Annotated in this window: 15 protein-coding genes; 12 read left to right on the top strand and 3 right to left on the bottom strand. The window is 70.6% G+C overall.

The genetic code is table 11. The annotated features are described in order from the left end of the window. The first annotated feature begins 339 nt into the window (after positions 1–339). The 5 genes from R3F55_07100 to R3F55_07080 all read left to right on the top strand — a co-directional run bounded on the left by R3F55_07100 (position 340) and on the right by R3F55_07080 (position 4,938). Positions 340–1,110 (top strand): ABC transporter ATP-binding protein, encoded by a 771-nt coding sequence (locus R3F55_07100; protein ID MEZ5667187.1) that lies wholly within the window; start codon positions 340–342, stop codon positions 1,108–1,110. Further along, positions 1,098–1,805: an ABC transporter ATP-binding protein gene (locus tag R3F55_07095; protein MEZ5667186.1), complete on the top strand. Its 708-nt coding sequence runs from the start codon at positions 1,098–1,100 to the stop codon at positions 1,803–1,805. The genes R3F55_07100 and R3F55_07095 overlap by 13 nt, the downstream gene beginning before the upstream one ends. A 108-nt stretch (positions 1,806–1,913) precedes the next feature. After that, positions 1,914–3,128: an ABC transporter substrate-binding protein gene (locus R3F55_07090; GenBank protein ID MEZ5667185.1), complete on the top strand. Its 1,215-nt coding sequence runs from the start codon at positions 1,914–1,916 to the stop codon at positions 3,126–3,128. A 25-nt stretch (positions 3,129–3,153) separates the two neighbouring features. Further along, on the top strand, positions 3,154–4,020 hold the full coding sequence (locus R3F55_07085) for a branched-chain amino acid ABC transporter permease (protein MEZ5667184.1): 867 nt from the start codon (positions 3,154–3,156) through the stop codon (positions 4,018–4,020). 12 nt (positions 4,021–4,032) lie between these two features. Beyond that, positions 4,033–4,938, top strand: coding sequence for a branched-chain amino acid ABC transporter permease (locus tag R3F55_07080; protein MEZ5667183.1), 906 nt, complete (start codon positions 4,033–4,035; stop codon positions 4,936–4,938). A 7-nt stretch (positions 4,939–4,945) separates the two neighbouring features. Here the strand turns inward: R3F55_07080 and R3F55_07075 are convergent, their stop codons facing one another. The 3 genes from R3F55_07075 to R3F55_07065 form a co-directional block, all read right to left on the bottom strand. Next, complete coding sequence (locus R3F55_07075) at positions 4,946–6,181, bottom strand: amidohydrolase family protein (protein MEZ5667182.1); 1,236 nt, start codon at positions 6,179–6,181, stop codon at positions 4,946–4,948. 206 nt (positions 6,182–6,387) lie between these two features. Beyond that, the gene (locus tag R3F55_07070) at positions 6,388–8,769 is read right to left on the bottom strand and encodes a hypothetical protein (GenBank protein ID MEZ5667181.1); all 2,382 of its coding nucleotides are present in this window, start codon (positions 8,767–8,769) and stop codon (positions 6,388–6,390) included. A 48-nt stretch (positions 8,770–8,817) separates the two neighbouring features. Next, complete coding sequence (locus R3F55_07065; protein MEZ5667180.1) at positions 8,818–9,105, bottom strand: hypothetical protein; 288 nt, start codon at positions 9,103–9,105, stop codon at positions 8,818–8,820. Between the two features lie 304 nt (positions 9,106–9,409). On the opposite strand from R3F55_07065, the gene R3F55_07060 reads away from it, so the two are divergent. The 7 genes from R3F55_07060 to R3F55_07030 all read left to right on the top strand — a co-directional run bounded on the left by R3F55_07060 (position 9,410) and on the right by R3F55_07030 (position 17,849). After that, a complete protein-coding gene (locus tag R3F55_07060) occupies positions 9,410–10,048 on the top strand; it encodes a cupin domain-containing protein (GenBank protein MEZ5667179.1) in 639 nt (212 codons plus the stop codon). Then, positions 10,045–11,637 carry an ABC transporter substrate-binding protein gene (locus R3F55_07055; protein MEZ5667178.1) on the top strand — a complete coding sequence of 531 codons (1,593 nt, stop codon included), beginning with the start codon at positions 10,045–10,047 and terminating at the stop codon, positions 11,635–11,637. Before R3F55_07060 ends, R3F55_07055 begins: the two co-directional genes overlap by 4 nt. A 64-nt stretch (positions 11,638–11,701) precedes the next feature. Next, positions 11,702–12,733 (top strand): ABC transporter permease, encoded by a 1,032-nt coding sequence (locus R3F55_07050; protein MEZ5667177.1) that lies wholly within the window; start codon positions 11,702–11,704, stop codon positions 12,731–12,733. Continuing rightward, positions 12,730–13,563, top strand: coding sequence for an ABC transporter permease (locus tag R3F55_07045; GenBank protein MEZ5667176.1), 834 nt, complete (start codon positions 12,730–12,732; stop codon positions 13,561–13,563). The genes R3F55_07050 and R3F55_07045 overlap by 4 nt, the downstream gene beginning before the upstream one ends. Then, a complete protein-coding gene (locus tag R3F55_07040; GenBank protein ID MEZ5667175.1) occupies positions 13,560–14,438 on the top strand; it encodes an ABC transporter ATP-binding protein in 879 nt (292 codons plus the stop codon). The genes R3F55_07045 and R3F55_07040 overlap by 4 nt, the downstream gene beginning before the upstream one ends. A 97-nt stretch (positions 14,439–14,535) precedes the next feature. Then, positions 14,536–15,780 (top strand): ATP-binding cassette domain-containing protein, encoded by a 1,245-nt coding sequence (locus R3F55_07035; protein ID MEZ5667174.1) that lies wholly within the window; start codon positions 14,536–14,538, stop codon positions 15,778–15,780. Continuing rightward, positions 15,777–17,849 carry a hydantoinase/oxoprolinase family protein gene (locus tag R3F55_07030; GenBank protein MEZ5667173.1) on the top strand — a complete coding sequence of 691 codons (2,073 nt, stop codon included), beginning with the start codon at positions 15,777–15,779 and terminating at the stop codon, positions 17,847–17,849. The genes R3F55_07035 and R3F55_07030 overlap by 4 nt, the downstream gene beginning before the upstream one ends. Positions 17,850–18,011 lie beyond the last annotated feature (162 nt).

Raw genomic sequence — 18,011 nt, 5'->3', positions numbered from 1 at the left:
CACCGCTCCACCACCCGGCAGCGCCACTTGGCGACCCGGCCGGACAGTTCCCTGCTGAGGCTTCGAACCGTCGTCGCAGGACGGACGGCACGAGACGCCGGTTTTCGTGTGCCGCCCGCAATTTTCAGCACGTAACCCTAAGTATCCCAGCGCGGGTTTCGGCCCGTTGGGCGGTGCACTTGGTCGCCAGCTCCCACATCCAACAGTGAGAGCTGGCGACCAGCTTATTCGCAGTCCGCACACGCCATCGGCACCAGGCCGCCCGGCCGTCGGGTTTGACCGGCGCCGCCGGCGCGTGTCACGCTGACGGCCGATCCCTCCGTCGGCAAGATCAGAGCCATGGCGCTGTTGCAGGTACGCGGCCTTACCCGATCCTACTACGGCATCCGCGCGCTCGACGGTGCCGATCTCGACGTTGCGGAAGGCACGATCACCGGCCTGATCGGCCCGAACGGCGCCGGCAAGACCACCCTGTTCAACTGCGTTTCCGGCACCGTGCCGCCCGACGGCGGCACGGTCACCTTCGCCGGCCGCGACGTCACCGGCTTCGCGCCCGATGCGGTGACGCGGACCGGCCTGGTCCGCACCTTCCAGATCGCGCGCGGGTTCCCGCGGCTCAGCGTTCTGGAAAACCTGATGCTCTACGGCACCGGCCAGCCGGGCGAAAGGCTGCTGCCGGCGCTCGGCCGCAGCCCGGCGATGCGCCGGCGCGAGGCCGAGCTTCGCGACCGCGCCATCGCGGTGGCGCAGCGCCTGAACCTCGCCGCCGTGATCGACAACCCGGCCTCCGCCCTGTCCGGCGGGCAGAAGAAGCTGCTCGAGCTCGGCCGCGCACTGATGGCCGAGCCGCGGATGATCCTGCTCGACGAGCCGATCGCCGGGGTCAATCCCACGCTCAGCCGCGAGATTGCCGATCAACTGACCCGCCTGCGCACCGAGGGCATGACACTGCTGATCGTCGAGCACGACATGGACATGATCGCCCGCCTGTGCGACCCGGTGGTGGTGATGGCGGCGGGCCGGCGGCTGACCGAAGGCAGCTTCGCCGCGGTGGCCGACGACCCCCGGGTGCAGGAGGCCTATCTGGGCGCGCGGCAATGGGCCTGCTGACCGTCAGCGGCCTCGTGGCCGGCTATTCCAGCGCCGACATGATCCTGAAGGGAGTCGACCTGGAGGTCGATGCCGGCGAGATCGTCTGCATCATCGGCCCGAACGGGGCCGGCAAGTCGACGCTGCTGAAGGCGATCGCCGGCCTGCTGCGCGTCGGTTCCGGCGCGGTCAGGCTGGGCGAGCGGGCGATCACCGGGCTCGCCGCGCGCGAGGTGGCGCGGGCCGGCGTCGCCTTCGTGCCGCAGGAGGCGAACGTGTTTCCCACGCTGTCGATCCGGGAGAACCTGGAGATCGGCGGCTATGTCGAGCCGGCGCGCACCCGCGCGCGCATCGAGGCGGCGTTCGCCCGCTTTCCCCTGCTGGCCGAGCGCAGGCGCGCGGCGGCGCGAACGCTGTCCGGCGGTCAGCGTCAGATCCTGGCCATCGCCATGGCGCTGATGGTCGAGCCGCAGGTGCTGATGCTCGACGAGCCGAGCGCCGGGCTGTCGCCGGTCGCGGCCGACCAGCTGTTCGCGACGATCCGCGAGGTGCAGCGCGACGGCGTCGCCATCGCCCTGGTCGAGCAGAACGCGCTGCAGGCGCTCGCCCTGTCCGACCGCGCCTACATCCTGGTCGACGGCCGCAACGCCCGCACCGGCCCGGCCGCCGAGATCGCGGCCGACCCCGCGACCCGCAAGGCCTTCCTCGGCGGCTGACCCGCCACGCGGGGCGGCGCGCATCCGCGCTCGTCATTTGCGGCGAGGCTGCTAAGCTTCGCGCGGAGCCGGCCCGACAGGCTCGCGACAAGAGGGGAGAAACCGACGATGACCGCAATCCACACCTCGCGCCGTCGGCTGCTGCAGGGCGGTGCCGCCCTCGGCGCCGCCCTGACCGGCTCGCTGGCCGCGCCGCGCCTGCTGCGCGCACAGGACGGCCCGATCAGCGTCGGCAGCCTGACGCCGCTGACCGGCGTCGGCGGCAGCTACGGGCCGTTCATGCGCGACGCGATCGCCGGCGTGATCGACCAGGTCAACGCGGCCGGCGGCGTGCTCGGCCGCCAGATCGCGCTGACCTCGGAAGACACCCAGACCAACCCCGAGGCGGCCGTGCGCGCCGCCCGCAAGCTGATCGACGTCGACGGCGTCGCCGCGATCATGGGCACCTGGGCCTCGTCGGTTACCACCGCGGTGGCCCCGCTGTGCTGGGAAAGCGGCACCATGCTGTTCTGCGTGTCCGGTGCCGACAGCATCACCGAGCTGCCGCACCAGGGCTTCATCGCGCGGACCCAGCCGAACTCCAAGCTGCAGATCCAGGTGGCCGGCGACTTCATGGTCGCCGAGGGCGGCGACAGCTTCGCCTGGATCGGCCCGCAGACGCCGTTCGCGCAGAGCTCGATCGACATCCTTGCCGCCGCCGCGGATGCCAGCGGCAAGGCGATGGCATCGTTGATCTACGAGGCCGACAAGACGACCTATCGCTCCGAGGTCGACGACATCATGCGCGGCAATCCCGATTTCATCATGCTGGGCGGCTATGCGGCCGACAGCACCATCCTGCTGCGCGACCTCTACCAGGCCGGCTACGAGGGCAAGCTGATCGGGCCCGCCTATGCGGTGAACGCGTCGGTGCTGGAGGCACTGCCGGCCGAGGTGGTCGAGGGCCTGTTCACCTGGGAGGGTTCGCCGGCGATCGACAGCGGCGCCTATGCCAAGGTGCAGGCGATCCTGGGCGTGGACGAGGTCGACCCCTATTCCGCCCAGACCTACGACCACGCCAGCCTGGCCATATTGGCCATGGGCGCGGCCGGTGCGGCCAGCGGGACCGCGATCAAGGATGCGCTGCGCAGCGTCAGCCAGGGCGGCGGCGAGACGGTCGACAACGCGGTCGACGGCCTGGCCCGGCTCGCCGACGGCGTCAAGATCGACTATTCCGGCGCCAGCGGACCGTGCGACTTCGACGCCATCGGCGACATCACCGGGACCCAGTTCGTGTTCAAGCGCATCGCCGGCGGCGTGCCGGAGGTCTACAAGCGGGTCTAGCGCGCCGAGCCGGCGCGGCGGGCCCGTGCTCGACCTGCTGCCGCAGCTGCTGATCAACGGGATCGTCTCGGGCACCCTGCTGGCGATCCCGGCGATCGGCTTCACCGCGATCTACGCGGTGCTGCGCTTCCCCAACTTCTCGGTCGCGTCGCACGCCACCATCGGCGCCTTCGCCGGCTTCGCGGCCAACGTCTGGCTGGGCCTGCCGGTGATCCCGGCACTGGCCTGCGCCTTCGTCGTCGCCGGGCTGATCGGCCTGGTCAGCGACGAGATCGTGCTGCGGCCGCTGCGCCCGCACGGCGCGCTGACCGCGGCGATCGCCTCGATCGCGCTGACGGTGGTGCTGGAGAACGTCGTCCGGTTCGCCTTCGGCAACGAGCTGCGCGGCTACGACCTGCCGCTGGTGCGCGACTGGCGCTTCTGGGGCATCCGCATCGGCCCGCAGCAGGTGGAAAACCTGGCGTTGGCGCTGGCGATCATGGCCGCGGTGTTCGCCTTCCTCAGCTTCACCCGCATCGGCAAGGCGATGCGCGCGGTCGCCGACAACCCGGCGCTGGCCGACATCAAGGGCGTCAACGCGCTGCAGATCGGCCGGCTGACCGCCTTCGTCGGCATGGGGCTGGTCGGCGTCGGCGGCATGCTGCTCGGCCTCGGCACCTCGATCGACCCGCTGACCGGCTTCCGCTTCATCCTGTCGATCTTCGCCGCCGCGGTGGTCGGCGGGCTGGGCAGCATTCCCGGCGCGGTCGCCGGCGCCATGGTCGTCGGCGTCGGCGAGGAGCTGTCGTTGCTGGTGCTCGAGCCGACCTACAAGAGCGCGGTCGGCTTCCTCGCCATCCTCGCCGTGCTCACGCTCAGGCCGCGCGGCCTGCTCGGCGAACGGGCCTATTGAGCGGCGCCGGCGATGGAAAACTACCTGATCTCGATCGTCACCTTCGGCGCTTTCTACGCCCTGCTGGCGCTCGGCCTGAACCTGATCTGGGGCATGACCGGGATGATCAACCTCGGGCTGGCCGGGTTCTTCGCCTTCGGCGCCTATGCCTCGGCCCTGGTCACCACCGCCGGCGGCATGCCGATCCTGCTCGGGCTGATCGTCGCGGTCGCCGCCGCCGGCGCGGCCGGCGCGCTGCTGACGCTGATCACCATGCGGTTGCGCGGCGACTATCTCGCCATCGTCACGCTGGGCTTCTCCGAAGTGATCCGGCTGATCGCCGCCAACGAGATCTGGCTGACCAACGGCACCGACGGCATCTCCGGCATCCCCGGCCCGCTCAAGGGAAGCCTGGACCCGGCCGGGTTCAACCTGCTGTTCGCCGGCATCGCGCTGGCCGTGGTCGTGGCCATGGTCTTTCTCGCCCAGCGGCTGCGCCACAGCCCCTATGGCCGGGTGCTGCGCGCCATCCGCGATGACGACCTGGTCGCGGCGGTCGCCGGCAAGCGCGTGCGCCGGTTCAAGGTCCAGGCCTTCGCGCTCGGCGCCGGGTTGATGGGCCTGGCCGGCGCGCTGTACGGCCATTACACCAGCTACATCGCGCCGGACATCTTCCGGCCGCTGATCACCATCTACATCTTCCTGGCGCTGACAGCCGGCGGCACCGGCAACAACGTCGGCGCCGTGCTCGGCGGCTTCCTGGTCATGGCGGTGCTGGAGGCGACCCGCTTCATCGCCGAGATCGCGCCGGACCTGCCCGGCGCCCAGCTGGCCGCGCTGCGCGAGATCCTGGTCGGCACCATCCTGATCGTGGTGATGCGGATCCGCCCGCAGGGCCTGATCCCGGAACGGATCGCGACCCGCAGCGACCGGCCCTGACCCGGTCTCAGCCGAGCGTGTCCTTGTGGAACACGCCGCCCTTCACGATCGCGCGCAGGCAGGCGTCGTGCCGTTCCAGCACGCCGATGTCGGCGAGCGGGTCGCCGTCGACCACCAGCAGGTCGGCCAGCGCGCCCGGCGCGACCACGCCGAGTTCGCCCGAACGCTGCAGCACCTCGGCGTTGTTGGTCAGGGCCTGGGTCAGCACCTCGAACGGGCTCAGCACCTCGGCGCGCAGCGTGAATTCGCGCGACTGGTAGCGGTGCATCTCGCCCAGCAGGTCGGTGCCCAGCCCGACCTTGACCCCGGCCCGCTTCAGGATCTCCAGCGAGCCGAGGCCGGCCTCGGTCACGTCGCTGAGCTTGGCCAGGCTCACCGCCGGCAAGCCCAGCTCGGCGCCGTAGCGGGTCATCGCCTCGTAGGTCACCAGCGTCGGCACCACGAAGGCGCCGTGCGCGGCGCAATGGCGCGCGGTGGCCTCGTCGATCAGGTTGGCATGCTCGATGGTGCGCACGCCATAGCTGACGCAGCGCGCGATCGCCTCCGGCGTGTAGGCGTGCGCCATCACATAGGTGCGCCAGCTGGTCGCCTCCCACACCGCGGCGCGGATCTCGTCCTCGGAATATTGCAGGTTCCAGATCGGGTCGGTCGGCGATGCGACGCCGCCCGAGGCCATGATCTTGATCTGGGTGGCACCGCGGCGCAGCTCCTGCCGCGCGGCGCGGCGGACCTCGTCGACCCCGTCGGCGATGCTGGCCAGCGAGGCGCCGCGACAGCAGTGGCACACGCCGGCACTCGACGGCTCGAACGGCGAAAAGTCGCCATGCCCGCCCGACTGCGACAGCGCCTTGCCGGCAAAGAACAGCCGCGGGCCCTTGATCAGCCCGCTCTCGACCGATTTCGCCAAGCCATAGTCGGCGCCGGCGGCGTCGCGGATGGTGGTGAAGCCGCGCATCAGCGCGTCCTCCAGCAACCCGGCCGCCTTGATCGCCAGCATCGACGGCGCCATGTGCTCGATCCGCCGGATGTCCGGGTCGACCGCGATGGCGTGGAAATGCGCGTCGATCAGGCCCGGCATCAGCGTCTTGCCGGCCAGGTCGACGGTGCGGTCGACCGGCGTGGCGATCGGCGTGTCCGACACCTCGACGATGCGATCGCCCTCCACCGCCACATGGCAGCCGGGCCGCAGGTGCGGCGTGGTGCCGTCGAACAGGGCCGCGTTCTTGAACAGGATGGTGGTCATGGTCGCGGCGCCCCGTCGGTGATGGCCTGCACGATGCATCGCATATCAGCGGACCGCGGCCGGTTCGACAAGTGTGGATGCATCCGCGGGCGGCGGGCGCGATGCGGAGGGGCACGAGCTGGAGGGCGCGAAGCGGCGGGGCGCGACGGGATCGGCCGCGCCCCGCCTGGGTACGCCCGGCGCACAGGGCGCGCCGGGCGGCTGGGTCACTTCGTCTGCGCGAGCTTGCGCTCGGTCGCCTTCACCACCGAGTCGAGCACCTTGCGCTTCTTCATGGTGCTGACCGCACTCTCCAGCACCTGGCTGGCACCCTTGCCGTCGCCGGCGTCCGACATGGCCTCGGCAAGCGCATTCAACTGGCCGAAATAGGCGATGTGGCCGAGCGTCTGTGCCGCCGCCTCGGGCTGCTTGATCAGCGCCTCCTTCTGCTGCTTCGCCCCCGCGTCGATCCGCTCGGCAGCGGCGACGATCTCCAGCTCGTCACGGTCCTTCGCCTGCAGCAGCTTGAAGTGCCGCAGCAGCGGGTTGGACAGCGCGACCGCCGCATGGCGCGCGGCCGGGTTGGCGGCGCAGCGCGCCTCGACCTCGCGGAGCGTGTCGTTGGCCCGTTCAAGCGATGGCGCCCCGGCGAAGGCGAGGGTACGGCCGACGTCCTCGGCGAAGTAGTCCGGCGCCACCGCCGTCTCCTCGCCGTCGGCCGGCGTGCCGACGAAGATGCGCAGCACGTTGGAAACCACCAGTTCGCCGGCCGCCAGCACCATCGCCTGGACCGTGTAGAAGCCTGGCTCGTCGATCAGCCAGCCGTCGGTCGATGCGCTGATCATGTGCGCGCCGTACAGCGATTCGCCGGGCTTCAGCGCGGTGTTGTGCGGCTCGTGGCAATAGGTGGCGAAGGGACGCCACTTCCGCGTCTCGCCGCCGTCGCGCCTGACGATCACGGCGATATGGCGGCCGTCCTTCAGCAGGTCGTCGTCCACTTCGACCCGCTCGCTCGAGGTGTTGGTGAGTTTCAGCTCCAGGTTCACAGGCTCCAGGAACCGGTAGGCGTTGACCTCGCGGTTCGGCCGCAGCCTGAGCTGGAAGGCGCGCGGACCGGTCAGCGCGTCGGAGTCCTCGAAGCCGTGGTGCGAGAACCAGTCCTCGTTGCCCATCTGGACGAACCGCCGCGGGGCATGGCGCATGAAGACCAGTTCGTCGTCGGTGAAGCGGAAGCGGAAGTCGGCGAAGAAGGCGCCCTGCCCGCCCGAGACCCGGAACGGGTAGTTCATGAAGCTGCGCGCTTCCGGGGCATTGGCCAGCGGTATCCACGGCGTGCCCAGGGCCTTCTGCCAGGCGTGGGCCAGGTTGAACGCGTGACCCATCTCGTGCACCGCGGTCCAGAACACCATCCGCCGGCGCCAGGCCGCCGCATTGGCGTCGCCGGCCGGCGCGTCCTGGATGAAGCTGTCGGTGAAGATGGCGGTGCCCTGCCGGTGATTGGCGCCGATGTCGTCGAACATGATGCCGCCCAGGCTGCGGCCCTGGTCGTGGCGGGCGGCATAGAGAACCCACATCGCCCACTGCGGCCGGTCGGCGAAACGCGACCAGAATGCGACCATCGCGTTGTGCATCTCGGCGTCGGACCAGGTGCCGTTGGCGCCCGCACCGGAGGTCGGGATGACCCCGCCGCCCGGCGACATCGCGACGTCGAAACCGGCGCGCTGATACACGGTCTGCAGCGAGATCGTCTCGACCGGCAGATCGGCCGGACGGTTCGGGTGTGCCCCGATGTCGTGGGTGGTCACCGGCGTGCCGGCGTTGGACACGCAATCGACCTCGAACTCGACCGGATCGAAATAGGGCGAGACGAAGCTGAGATCGTAGGTGCGCCGCGCACCGCCGCTGCCGATCAGCGCCAGCTGGTATTGCCCGTAGCCGATGCCCGCGGTGCGCGAGGCGGTGAACTCGACCCGGTCGCCCTGGATCAGGGTCGAATCGCCGTCGCGATAGGTGATCTGCGCCTCGATGCGCCGGTTGTTGAAGCCGACGCAGCGGTCGCTGGTCACTTCCGCGATCGCATGGGCGGTCGAGCGCGGCACCAGACGGCTGACCTCGATGCTGATCCGGTGCTGCGGGTAATAGCGGTCCACGTCCACCCGGACCGTCATGGTCAGCAGCGCCAGCGGCAGCAGCGGCCGGGCCGGCAGCGCCGGCTGCGGGCCGACCGGCGACGGGGAAGGCTGCGGCGCCGGGCCGGGCAGCGGGGTCAGCAGGCGTGGCCGGAAGACGTATCGGCCGCTGACGGCGGAGCACAGGTTGAGCGGCAGCGGCACCCGCGGGAACGGATCCGGCAGCGGGATCGGGCCCGGCAGCGGCGTCGGCCCCGGGGTCGGCAGCGGCCGCGGCAGCGGACCGGGCAATGGCCCGGGGATCGGAAAGCCGCCGGGCACAGACCTGGCCTGCTCGGCGTAGAGGTCGTCGTCGGGCGCCGAGACGCTGCCCCCCACGAAATCCGGGTGGTTGTCGTCGGCAATCAAATGGGTTTCGAGAGCAATCGCGGCGCGCGACGAAGCCGCCGCCTTCTTTCGTGTCGCAGTCTTCGTGGCCATGCAAATACCCTCCCTGGCCCTGGGGCGAGAACGGTATCCGCCGGACGCCTAAAGGTATCCGGGAGACCTCTCCGTCGCACCGACGACTAGCCTGTCTTCCTCGCGGTTGATGACGACGAAGGGGTGGGACTCATCCACCGCGATGGTGGCACCGCCTGGCTCGTCGCCCGCGTGCACCGTGACCTCCTGGCCCGGCAGCAGGTGCAGTCGCTCGATATGTGCCAGCCCGGTCTGCATGCGGGTGCTGGCCTGGAAGCGGGCGACGACACTGCCGTCGACGGCGACGGTCACCGTTTCGCCCGTGAACCCCTCCTGGAAATGGAGTTCGTATTCCAAGCCTGCGCGACTCCCTTCCGGGCCGCCCCGACGCCTTCTGCCGGCGGCGGGTCCATCCATGAACCGGAGCGGCCGAGCGGACGCTAATGTTACTCGGCAATGGCACACTCAATACGGTCAGGTCCAACCTGACTACAATGCTTTTACTTTGCCGTCGCGATATTTGCTGTGCGCATTCACACATTTTTCTCGCGATCGCCCGCACGGCCGGGCGCCGGGCCCCGCCCGATGGCGCCGTTGACCGCCATGGCTCCTGCGGCGTAGGGTTTTAGTGAGGCTAAAAACCAGCGATCGGTAGTGCGCCATGGCCAGCGACATGACCGCCAGCCTGCCGGAGCGCCTGCGGTCGCGGCGCAAGGCGCTGGGGTTGACGTTGCGCGATGTCGCCGACGAGGCCAGGCTTTCGGTCGGCTTCATCTCGCAGATCGAGCGCGGGCTGGCCACGCCTTCCCTGACATCGCTGGTCGAGATCGCCCGCGCGCTGGCGCTCGACCCCGGCGCGCTGCTCGGCATTCCGCCGACCAGCGGCGCCACGCTGCCGCAGGCCGGGCGCAACCGTTTCGCGCTGTCGCCGCTTGGCCCGACCTACGAGCGCATCTCCTCCGGCGACGGCCGGATGGCGCTGAACGGGCTGGTCACGCACTTTCCGCCCGGCTACGCCTCCGCCGAGACCACGCGGCACGAGGGCGAGGAGCTGTTCTACGTGCTGGAGGGCGAGCTCGAGCTGGTGCTCGACGGCACCCGGACGCGGCTCAGGCCCGGCGACGCGGCCCACTATTCCTCGGCGCTGCCGCACCACATGCGCAACCCGACCGACAAGCCGACCAGCATCCTGTGGGTCGGCACCATCAACCTGTTCGGCGCGGAGGCGAACCACGCGCCGGAGCATCGCGCGCTGACGCAAGAGAGCCTGGATCAGGCTGAACTGGAGGGGGCGAAATGACGAAGACCGGATTTGCTCAACTGCTGGCCGCGGCCGTCGCGGGCGCGCTGCTGGCGGCCGCACCGCTGGCGGCGACGGCGCAGACGGTGCTGCGCCTGGACGAATCGCCGGCCGGCGAGCTCGATCCGGCCAAGGCGACCGACTACGCCGACTCGATCCTGATGTTCAACGTCTACGACACGCTGGTGATCCCGAACCAGGGTGCGCCCGGCATGCAGCCGCACCTGGCCGAGAGCTGGACGGTCGACGGCGACGTCTACACCTTCGCCCTGCGCGACGGCGTGACGTTCCACAGCGGCAACCCGCTGACCGCTGCCGACGTTGTCTACTCCTACGAGCGGATGATGGCGCTGGGCCAGGGGCTCAGCTACCTGTTCGCCGACCGGGTCGCCTCGGTCGTGGCCGGCGACGACCATTCGGTGGTGATCACGCTGAGCGGCCCCTACGGCCCGTTCCTGCCGACCCTGGTCCGCCTGCCGATCGTCGACTCCGCGCTTGTGCAGGCCAATGCGACGCCCGACGACGCCTGGGCCGAGGCGTTCCTGTCCGGCAGCGATGCCGGCTCCGGCGCCTACACCGTCAGCGCGCACAACCCCGAGGGCGAGACGGTGATGGAGAAGTTTGGCGGCTACTTCCTCGGCGTGCCCGATGCCGCGCCCGACCAGGTGCGGCTGCGCTACGGCCTGGAGGCGGCGACGGTCCGCACCCTGATCGCCCGCGGCGAGCACGACATCTCCTCGCAGTGGCTGCCGCCCGAGGTGATGAAGGCCTTGGCCGACGAGGGCGCCCAGCTGCTGACCGAGAGCGGCACCGGCGGCTTCTACATGAAGATGAACACCACCAAGCCGCCGCTCGACGACGTGCACTGCCGGCTGGCGCTGACCCATGCCATCGACTACGACACCATGATGCGGATGACCCAGGTGACCGATACGGTCGCCCAGGGCGCGCCGGCCAACGGTGCGATTCCGGTGGGCATGCTCGGCTCCGACCCCGATGCGCCGGCGCTGGCTCGCGACATGGATGCGGCGCGTGCCGAGCTGGCGCAATGCCAGTACGATCCGGCCGACTACACGCTCGAGCTGAGCTGGATCGCCGAGGTGCCGCTGGAGGAGCGGTTCGCGCTGCTGGCTCAGGCCAATTTCAGCGAATTGGGCTTCCAGTCCGAGATCGTGCGCATGCCCTGGGTGCTGTTCACCGAGGCGGTGACCGACCCGGCGCAGACGCCGCATTTCTCGCAGCTGTTCAACGCGGCGATGACCGGCGACCCCGACACGCTGTTCTACGGCATGTACCACTCCTCGGCGACCGGCACCTGGCAGTCGGCCAGCTATCTCGACGACCCCGAAGTCGACGCGGCGCTGGAGGCGGGCCGCACCGCGTCCGACACCGCCGCGCGCGGCGAGGCCTATGCGGCGCTGAACGCGCGGCTGATGGCGCTGGCGCCGACCATCACCGGCTACGACCGGGTGTCGGTGTTCGCCGCCTCCAACCGGGTCCGCGTGCCGGCGCTGTCCGATCCGGCCAAGGCGTTCAACCTCGACGGCTTCGGCTTCACCTTCCGGCTGATGGAGATGACCGGGGAATAGGGCGCTTCGCCGTTCCTGCGGCGCGGGCCCCGGCCCGCGCCGCCCGCGCCGGCCGCCTGCACCGATGTCGCCGATCCTCAGGACGTTCCTCAGCCGGCTGCTGACCTCGCTGCTGGTGCTGTTCGGCGTTTCCGTGCTGATCTTCTGCATCGCCCGGGTCATTCCCGGCGATCCGGCGCGCATCGCCCTCGGACCCAATGCGACCGCGGAACAGGTCGCCGACCTGCGCGCCGAACTGATGCTCGACGAGCCGCTGCCGGTGCAATACGGCCACTTCCTGGCCGACCTGTTCGCCGGCGACCTCGGCATGTCGCTGTACTCGCACCGGCCGGTCACCACCGACATTGCGGAATACCTGCCCGCCACGCTGGAACTGGTGCTGCTGGCCGGGCTGATGATGATCGCCATCGGCCTGCCGCTCGGCGCGCTGGCCGCGCGCTATCGCGACGGCTGGATCGACCACCTCGTCCGCGGCGTCTCGCTGCTCGGCGTGTCGGCGCCCGCCTTCGTCTGGGCGGTCGTGTTCATGCTGTTCTTCGCCTATTTCCTGCCGCTGTTCCCGATCGCCAGCCGGCTGTCGGACGACCTGGCGCCGCCGCCGGACCTGACCGGATTCTTCGTGGTCGACTCGCTGCTGGCCGGCCGCTTCGACGTCGCCGCCGACGCCCTGCACCATCTGGTGCTGCCGGCCTTCGCCCTGGCGCTGTCCGGCATCGGCCAGGCGGCGCGGCTGACCCGTGCCAACATGACCGAGACCTATCGCCAGCCCTTCATCGAGATGGCCCAGGCCTACGGCTTTCCCGAGCGGCGGATCGCGCGGTCCTATGCGTTCCGGTCGGCGTTGATCCCCTCGCTCACCATCCTCGGCCTCGATTTTGCCGCCATGCTGGGCAACGCCTTCCTGGTCGAGCAGGTCTACGGCTGGCCGGGGCTGTCGCGCTATGGCGTGCAGGTGATCCTGCGCAAGGATCTCAACGCCATCGTCGGCACGGTGCTGATCATCTCGGCCGCCTTCCTGATCCTCAACATCGTCGTCGACATCCTGGTCTCGATCATCAATCCGCGCATCCGGCTGGCCGGCGAGGCGTCGCGGTGAGGCGGTTCTGGTGGACCTTCCGGCGCAACCCGCTGTCGCTGCTCGGCCTGCTGCTGGTGACGCTGGTGGTGCTGGCGGCGGCCGGCGCCGACCTGATCGCGCCTTTCCCCGACCACCGCGGCGCGGTCGTCGACTTCGTCAACTTCAACAAGCCGCCGGACGGCACCTACCTGTTCGGTACCGACCTGGTCGGCCGCGACCTGTTCAGCCGCATCCTCTACGCCTATCGGCTGTCGCTGCTGCTGGGGCTTGTCGTGCTGGCGATCGCCCCGCCGATCGGCGTGGTGGTCGGGCTGGCCGCCGGCTATTTCGGCGGCTGGGTCGACTTCGTGCTGATGCGCACCACCGACGTGTTCCTGTCGATCCCGCCGCTGGTGCTGGCGATGTCGATCATGGGCTTCCTGGAGCCGAACCTGTTCAACGGCATGATCGCGGTCACCGCGATGTGGTGGCCGTGGTACGCCCGGCTGACGTACAACCTGACCCGTTCGGAGAAGCAGGAGGGCTACGTGCTGGCGGCCGAGGTGGTCGGCGCCCCGCCGGCGCACGTGATGTTCCGCGAGATCCTGCCCAACTGCGCCCCCTCGATCTTCACCAAGATGACGCTCGACCTCGGCTTCGTCATCCTGATCGCGTCGTCGCTGTCCTTCCTCGGGCTCGGCGTGCAGGCGCCGACGCCGGACCTGGGCTCGATGGTCGCCGAGGGCGGCAAGTACCTGCCGGACAGCTGGTGGCTGACCCTGTTCCCCGCGCTGGCGATCCTGGTCGCGGTGTTCGGCTTCAATCTGCTCGGCGACGGCGTGCGCGAGGCGCTGGAGGGCGGGCGATGAGCGCGCTGTTGCAGGTGCGCGGCCTCAGGCTGGCCTTCGACACGCCCGAAGGCCCGGTCGAGGTGCTGCACGGCATCGACCTCCATGTCCGCGAAGGCGAGAAGGTGGCGCTGGTCGGCGAGAGCGGGTCGGGCAAGTCGGTGACCGCGCGCATCGTCATGGGCCTGATGGACCGCGAGCGCCGCGCCCGCGTCGCCGGCAGCGTCGTCTTCGACGGCCGCGACCAGCTGCGGCTCAGCTCCGCCGACCGCCGCGCCCAGCGCGGCCGGGCGCTGTCGATGATCTTCCAGGACCCGACCTCGGCGCTGAACCCGGTCTACACGGTCGGCCGCCAGTTCCACGAGGTGCTGCGCCGGGCGAACCCCGCCCTCGGCCGTGCCGCCGCGGCCCGCGAGGCCGCCCGCATGCTGGCCGACACCGCCATTCCGGAACCGCGCCGCGCGCTCGCCTCCTATCCGTTCCAGCTGTCCGGCGGCATGAACCAGCGGGTGATGATCGCGATGGCGCTGGCCAACCACCCGCGGCTGCTGATCGCCGACGAGCCGGGCACCGCGCTTGACGTCACCGTGCAGGCGCAAACGCTGGACCTGATGCGGGCGCGGGCGGAGGCCGGCGGCGCGGCGGTGCTGATCATCTCGCACAATCTGGGCGTGGTGCGCGAGTTCGCCGACCGCATCTACGTCATCTACCGCGGCCGCATCGTCGAGCGCGGCACCACCGCCCAGGTTTTCGCCGACCCGCGCCACCCCTACACGCGGACCCTGCTGGCGGCGACGCCGCGGCTGACCGGGGAGACGGCACCGCTGGGCGATGCCGGCGACTTCGCCGCGCCGCTGGCGGCACATCCGGGTGCCGAAGAGCCGGTGGCGGCGTGATGCTGATGGTAGAGGTCGGCAGCATTCCCCCTGCACGTCATGGCCGGGCTTGTCCCGAGCATGACGACGTGTGGATGCATCGCGGACGTCAACGGCGATGAACGCGCTGTTCGAGCTCGAGGCGGTGGAGAAGCGGTTCCGCGTCGGCGGGCGCTCGGTACACGCGCTGGCGGGCGTGTCGCTGTCGATCGCCCCGGGCAGCTGCCACGCGCTGGTCGGCGAGTCCGGCTCGGGCAAGACCACGCTGGGCAACATCCTGCTCGGCGTCTATCCGCCGAGCGGCGGCACGGTGCGGTTCAAGGGCGCCGCCCTGCCCGCCCGCCGCAGCCTGCCGCAGCGCCGCGCGATCCAGCTGGTGCAGCAGAACCCGCTGTCGGCGCTGAACCCGCGCCGCAGCGTCGGCGCCAGCCTGCGCCTGCCGCTCGACGTCCACGGCATCGGCACCCCCGCCGAGCGCCGGCGGCGGGTGGCGTCGCTGCTGGAGGAGGTCGGGCTCGACCCCGCCCTCGCCCGGCGGTCGCCGGCGGCGCTGTCCGGCGGCCAGCGCCAGCGGGTCGCCATCGCCCGCGCGCTGGCCTGCGAGCCGGAAGCGATCGTGCTCGACGAGCCGACGTCCGCGCTCGACGTGCTGGTGCAGGCCCGCATCCTGGCGTTGCTGGCCGACCTGCGGCGGCGGCACGGCCTGACCTACGTCTTCATCACCCACGACCTGGCGGTGGTGCGCAACGTCGCCGACCGGGTCAGCGTGCTGCGCGGCGGCCGCATCGTCGAGGAGGCCGGCACCGCGGACCTGTTCGCCGCGCCGCGCGATCCCTATACCCGCGAGCTGATCGGCTCGGTGCCGGTCGTCACCAAGGAGGAAGCCCAGATGCGCGACCGCATCGCCGGACGCACCGGCGAGGACGCCTTCGCCGCGTTCCACCGCCGCGCCGACGCGGCGGTCGGGACGCGGCTGTTCACCGTCCTGACCCTCGACCGCGCGGCCGGCCTGGCCCGCCGCGCCTATACCTCGCACCCGGTCGACTACCCGGTCTCCGGCGCCAAGCCGATCCAGGCCAACGACTGGTTCGCCCAGGTGGTCGACCGCGGCGAGACCTTCGTCGCCAACGACCATGCCGGCGTCGCCGCCGTGTTCTTCGACCATGAGCTGATCCGGTCGCTGGGCTGCGAGTCTGCGGTCAACCTGCCGATCGCGGACGGCGGTACCGTCGTCGGCACGGTCAACATCCTGCACCAGGCCGGCTGGTTCACGCCCGAACGGGTGGCGGCGCTTGAGGCGCTGATGGACGAGATGCAGCCCGCGCTGGCCGCGGCCTGCCGCAACGTGATGGGGACGGCATGACCAGCATCCGCGTCGCCACCGACGTCGGCGGCACCTTCACCGACCTGGTCTATTTCGAGACCGACCCGGCCACCGGCCGGCAGACCGTGCGCACCGCCAAGACCGATACCACGCCGCCGGACTTCGAGGTCGGCGTGCTGCAAGTGCTGGAGAAGGGCGGCGTCGACCCGGCCGCGATCGATTTCCTCGCCCACGGCACCACCGTGGTGATCAACGCGCTGACCGAGCGCAAGGGCGCCAAGGTCGGCCTGATCACCACCGAGGGCTTCCGCGACGTGCTGGAGATCGCCCGCGGCAACCGGCCCGACTTCTTCAACCTGAACTACCAGAAGCCGAAGCCGTTCGTGCCGCGCCACCTGCGGCGCGAGGTGCCGGGCCGCGCCACCTTCCTCGGCGCCGAGCAGGTGCCGGTCGACCTCGGCGGCCTGCCGGAGATCGTCGCCGACTTCAAGGCCGAGGGGGTGGAGGCGGTGGCGATCTGCCTGCTGCACAGCTATGCGCGGCCGGAGCAGGAGCAGGCGGTGCTGGCCGCGGTGCGCCGGCTGTGGAACGGGGTCTCCGCCGTCGCCTCGCACCAGATCACCCGCGAGTGGCGCGAATACGAACGCACGTCCACCGCCGTCCTCTCCGCCTATGTCCAGCCGGTGGCCGAGCGCTATCTCACCCGGCTGCAGCAGGGCCTGTCCGACCGCGGCTTCAAGGGCCGCTTCTACGTCATGCAGTCGAACTGCGGCGTCGACACCGCGGAGCATACCCGCGAGATCCCGATCACCATGGTCGAGAGCGGGCCGGCCTCCGGCGTGTGGGGCGCGGCCGCGCTGGGCCGGATGATCGGCGAGCCCAACGTGATCGCGCTCGACATCGGCGGCACCACGGCGAAGTGCAGCCTGATCCTGGACGGCGCGGTCAACATCATGACCGACTATTGGATCGAGCGGGATCGCACCTCGGCCGGCTATCCGATCATGGTGCCGGTGGTCGACCTGGTCGAGATCGGCAACGGCGGCGGCTCCATCGCCTGGGTCGACGACTTCGGCAAGCTGCATGTCGGGCCGCAGTCGGCCGGCGCCAGCCCGGGCCCGGCCGCCTATGGCCGCGGCGGCGACCAGGTCACCACCACCGACGCCAACCTGGCGCTGGGCCGCATCAACCGCGACTATTTCTGCGGCGGCGAGGTCGAGGCCGACATGGACGCGGCCGACGCCGCGCTCGACCGACTGGCGGCGCGGCTGAATGTGGATCGCATCGACGCCGCCCGCGGCGTGATCAGGATCGCCAACGCCAACATGGTCAACGCGCTGAAGCTGGTCTCGGTCAACCGCGGCCACGACCCGCGCGAATTCACCCTGGTCGCCTTTGGCGGCGGCGGCGCGATGCACGCCTGCGCGCTGGCGCGCGAGCTCGGCGTGCGCAAGGTGGTGATCCCGGACGGCGCCGCCGTGTTCTCGGCCTGGGGCATGATGGTGTCGGACCTGCGCCGCGACTATTTCGTCACCCGGCTGACCGATTTCGTGCCGGCCCAGGCCGGGACGATCGCGGCCCTGGTCGACGAGGTCGAGGCCGACGCCCGCAGCCAATTCCGCGCCGAGGGCATCGCGGCCGACGCGGTGCGTTTCCAGCGCTACGGCAAGTTCCGCTACCAGAATCAGGAGCATTCGGTCGAGGTGCCGCTGCCGGCCGGCGGCATCGACGCCGGCGCGATCCCGGCCATCGCCGACAGCTTCCACCAGGCCTATGAGCGCGAATACACCTACCGCCTCGACGCCCCGGTCGAGTTCGTCGGCCTGCACCTGGTCGCCTCGTCCGAGGTCGGCAAGCTGGCGCCCGCCGAGAAGCCGATGACCGGGCGCAGGCTGGACGACGCGCGCAAGCCGTCGCGCCCGGTCGACTTCGCGCTGGAGGGCGTGCACGACACCGCGATCTACGACCACGCCCTGCTGGAACCCGGCATGCGCATCCCCGGCCCGGCCGTGATCGAGGAATCCGGCACCACCGTCGTCGTCCACCCCGGCGACACCGCCGAGATGGACCGCTGGGGCAACATCGTGATCGCGATCCGGGAGGTGTGACCCGGGGCCGGCCGCGCCCTTGCGCTCAGCGCCGCCACGCTCAGCCAGAGTCCCCCACGGCGTCATGGTCGGGCTTGTCCCGACCATCCACGCCTTAATCTTGCATATCCTTCGCATCAAGCATCCAATGGTCGGACAAGCCCGACCATGACGGAAAGCGCC

Source organism: Alphaproteobacteria bacterium (assembly GCA_041396705.1).
Lineage (GTDB): Bacteria > Pseudomonadota > Alphaproteobacteria > CALKHQ01 > CALKHQ01 > CALKHQ01.
This window is presented reverse-complemented; position numbering and strand designations above follow the sequence as displayed.

Coding starts and splice junctions, on each gene's coding strand:
- R3F55_07095 (MEZ5667186.1), top strand. CDS start 1,098: ATGGGCCTGCTGACCGTCAGCGGCCTCGTGGCCGGCTATTCCAGCGCC.
- R3F55_07035 (MEZ5667174.1), top strand. CDS start 14,536: ATGAACGCGCTGTTCGAGCTCGAGGCGGTGGAGAAGCGGTTCCGCGTC.
- R3F55_07060 (MEZ5667179.1), top strand. CDS start 9,410: ATGGCCAGCGACATGACCGCCAGCCTGCCGGAGCGCCTGCGGTCGCGG.
- R3F55_07080 (MEZ5667183.1), top strand. CDS start 4,033: ATGGAAAACTACCTGATCTCGATCGTCACCTTCGGCGCTTTCTACGCC.
- R3F55_07055 (MEZ5667178.1), top strand. CDS start 10,045: ATGACGAAGACCGGATTTGCTCAACTGCTGGCCGCGGCCGTCGCGGGC.
- R3F55_07030 (MEZ5667173.1), top strand. CDS start 15,777: ATGACCAGCATCCGCGTCGCCACCGACGTCGGCGGCACCTTCACCGAC.
- R3F55_07090 (MEZ5667185.1), top strand. CDS start 1,914: ATGACCGCAATCCACACCTCGCGCCGTCGGCTGCTGCAGGGCGGTGCC.
- R3F55_07075 (MEZ5667182.1), bottom strand. CDS start 6,181: ATGACCACCATCCTGTTCAAGAACGCGGCCCTGTTCGACGGCACCACG.
- R3F55_07050 (MEZ5667177.1), top strand. CDS start 11,702: ATGTCGCCGATCCTCAGGACGTTCCTCAGCCGGCTGCTGACCTCGCTG.
- R3F55_07040 (MEZ5667175.1), top strand. CDS start 13,560: ATGAGCGCGCTGTTGCAGGTGCGCGGCCTCAGGCTGGCCTTCGACACG.
- R3F55_07070 (MEZ5667181.1), bottom strand. CDS start 8,769: ATGGCCACGAAGACTGCGACACGAAAGAAGGCGGCGGCTTCGTCGCGC.
- R3F55_07100 (MEZ5667187.1), top strand. CDS start 340: ATGGCGCTGTTGCAGGTACGCGGCCTTACCCGATCCTACTACGGCATC.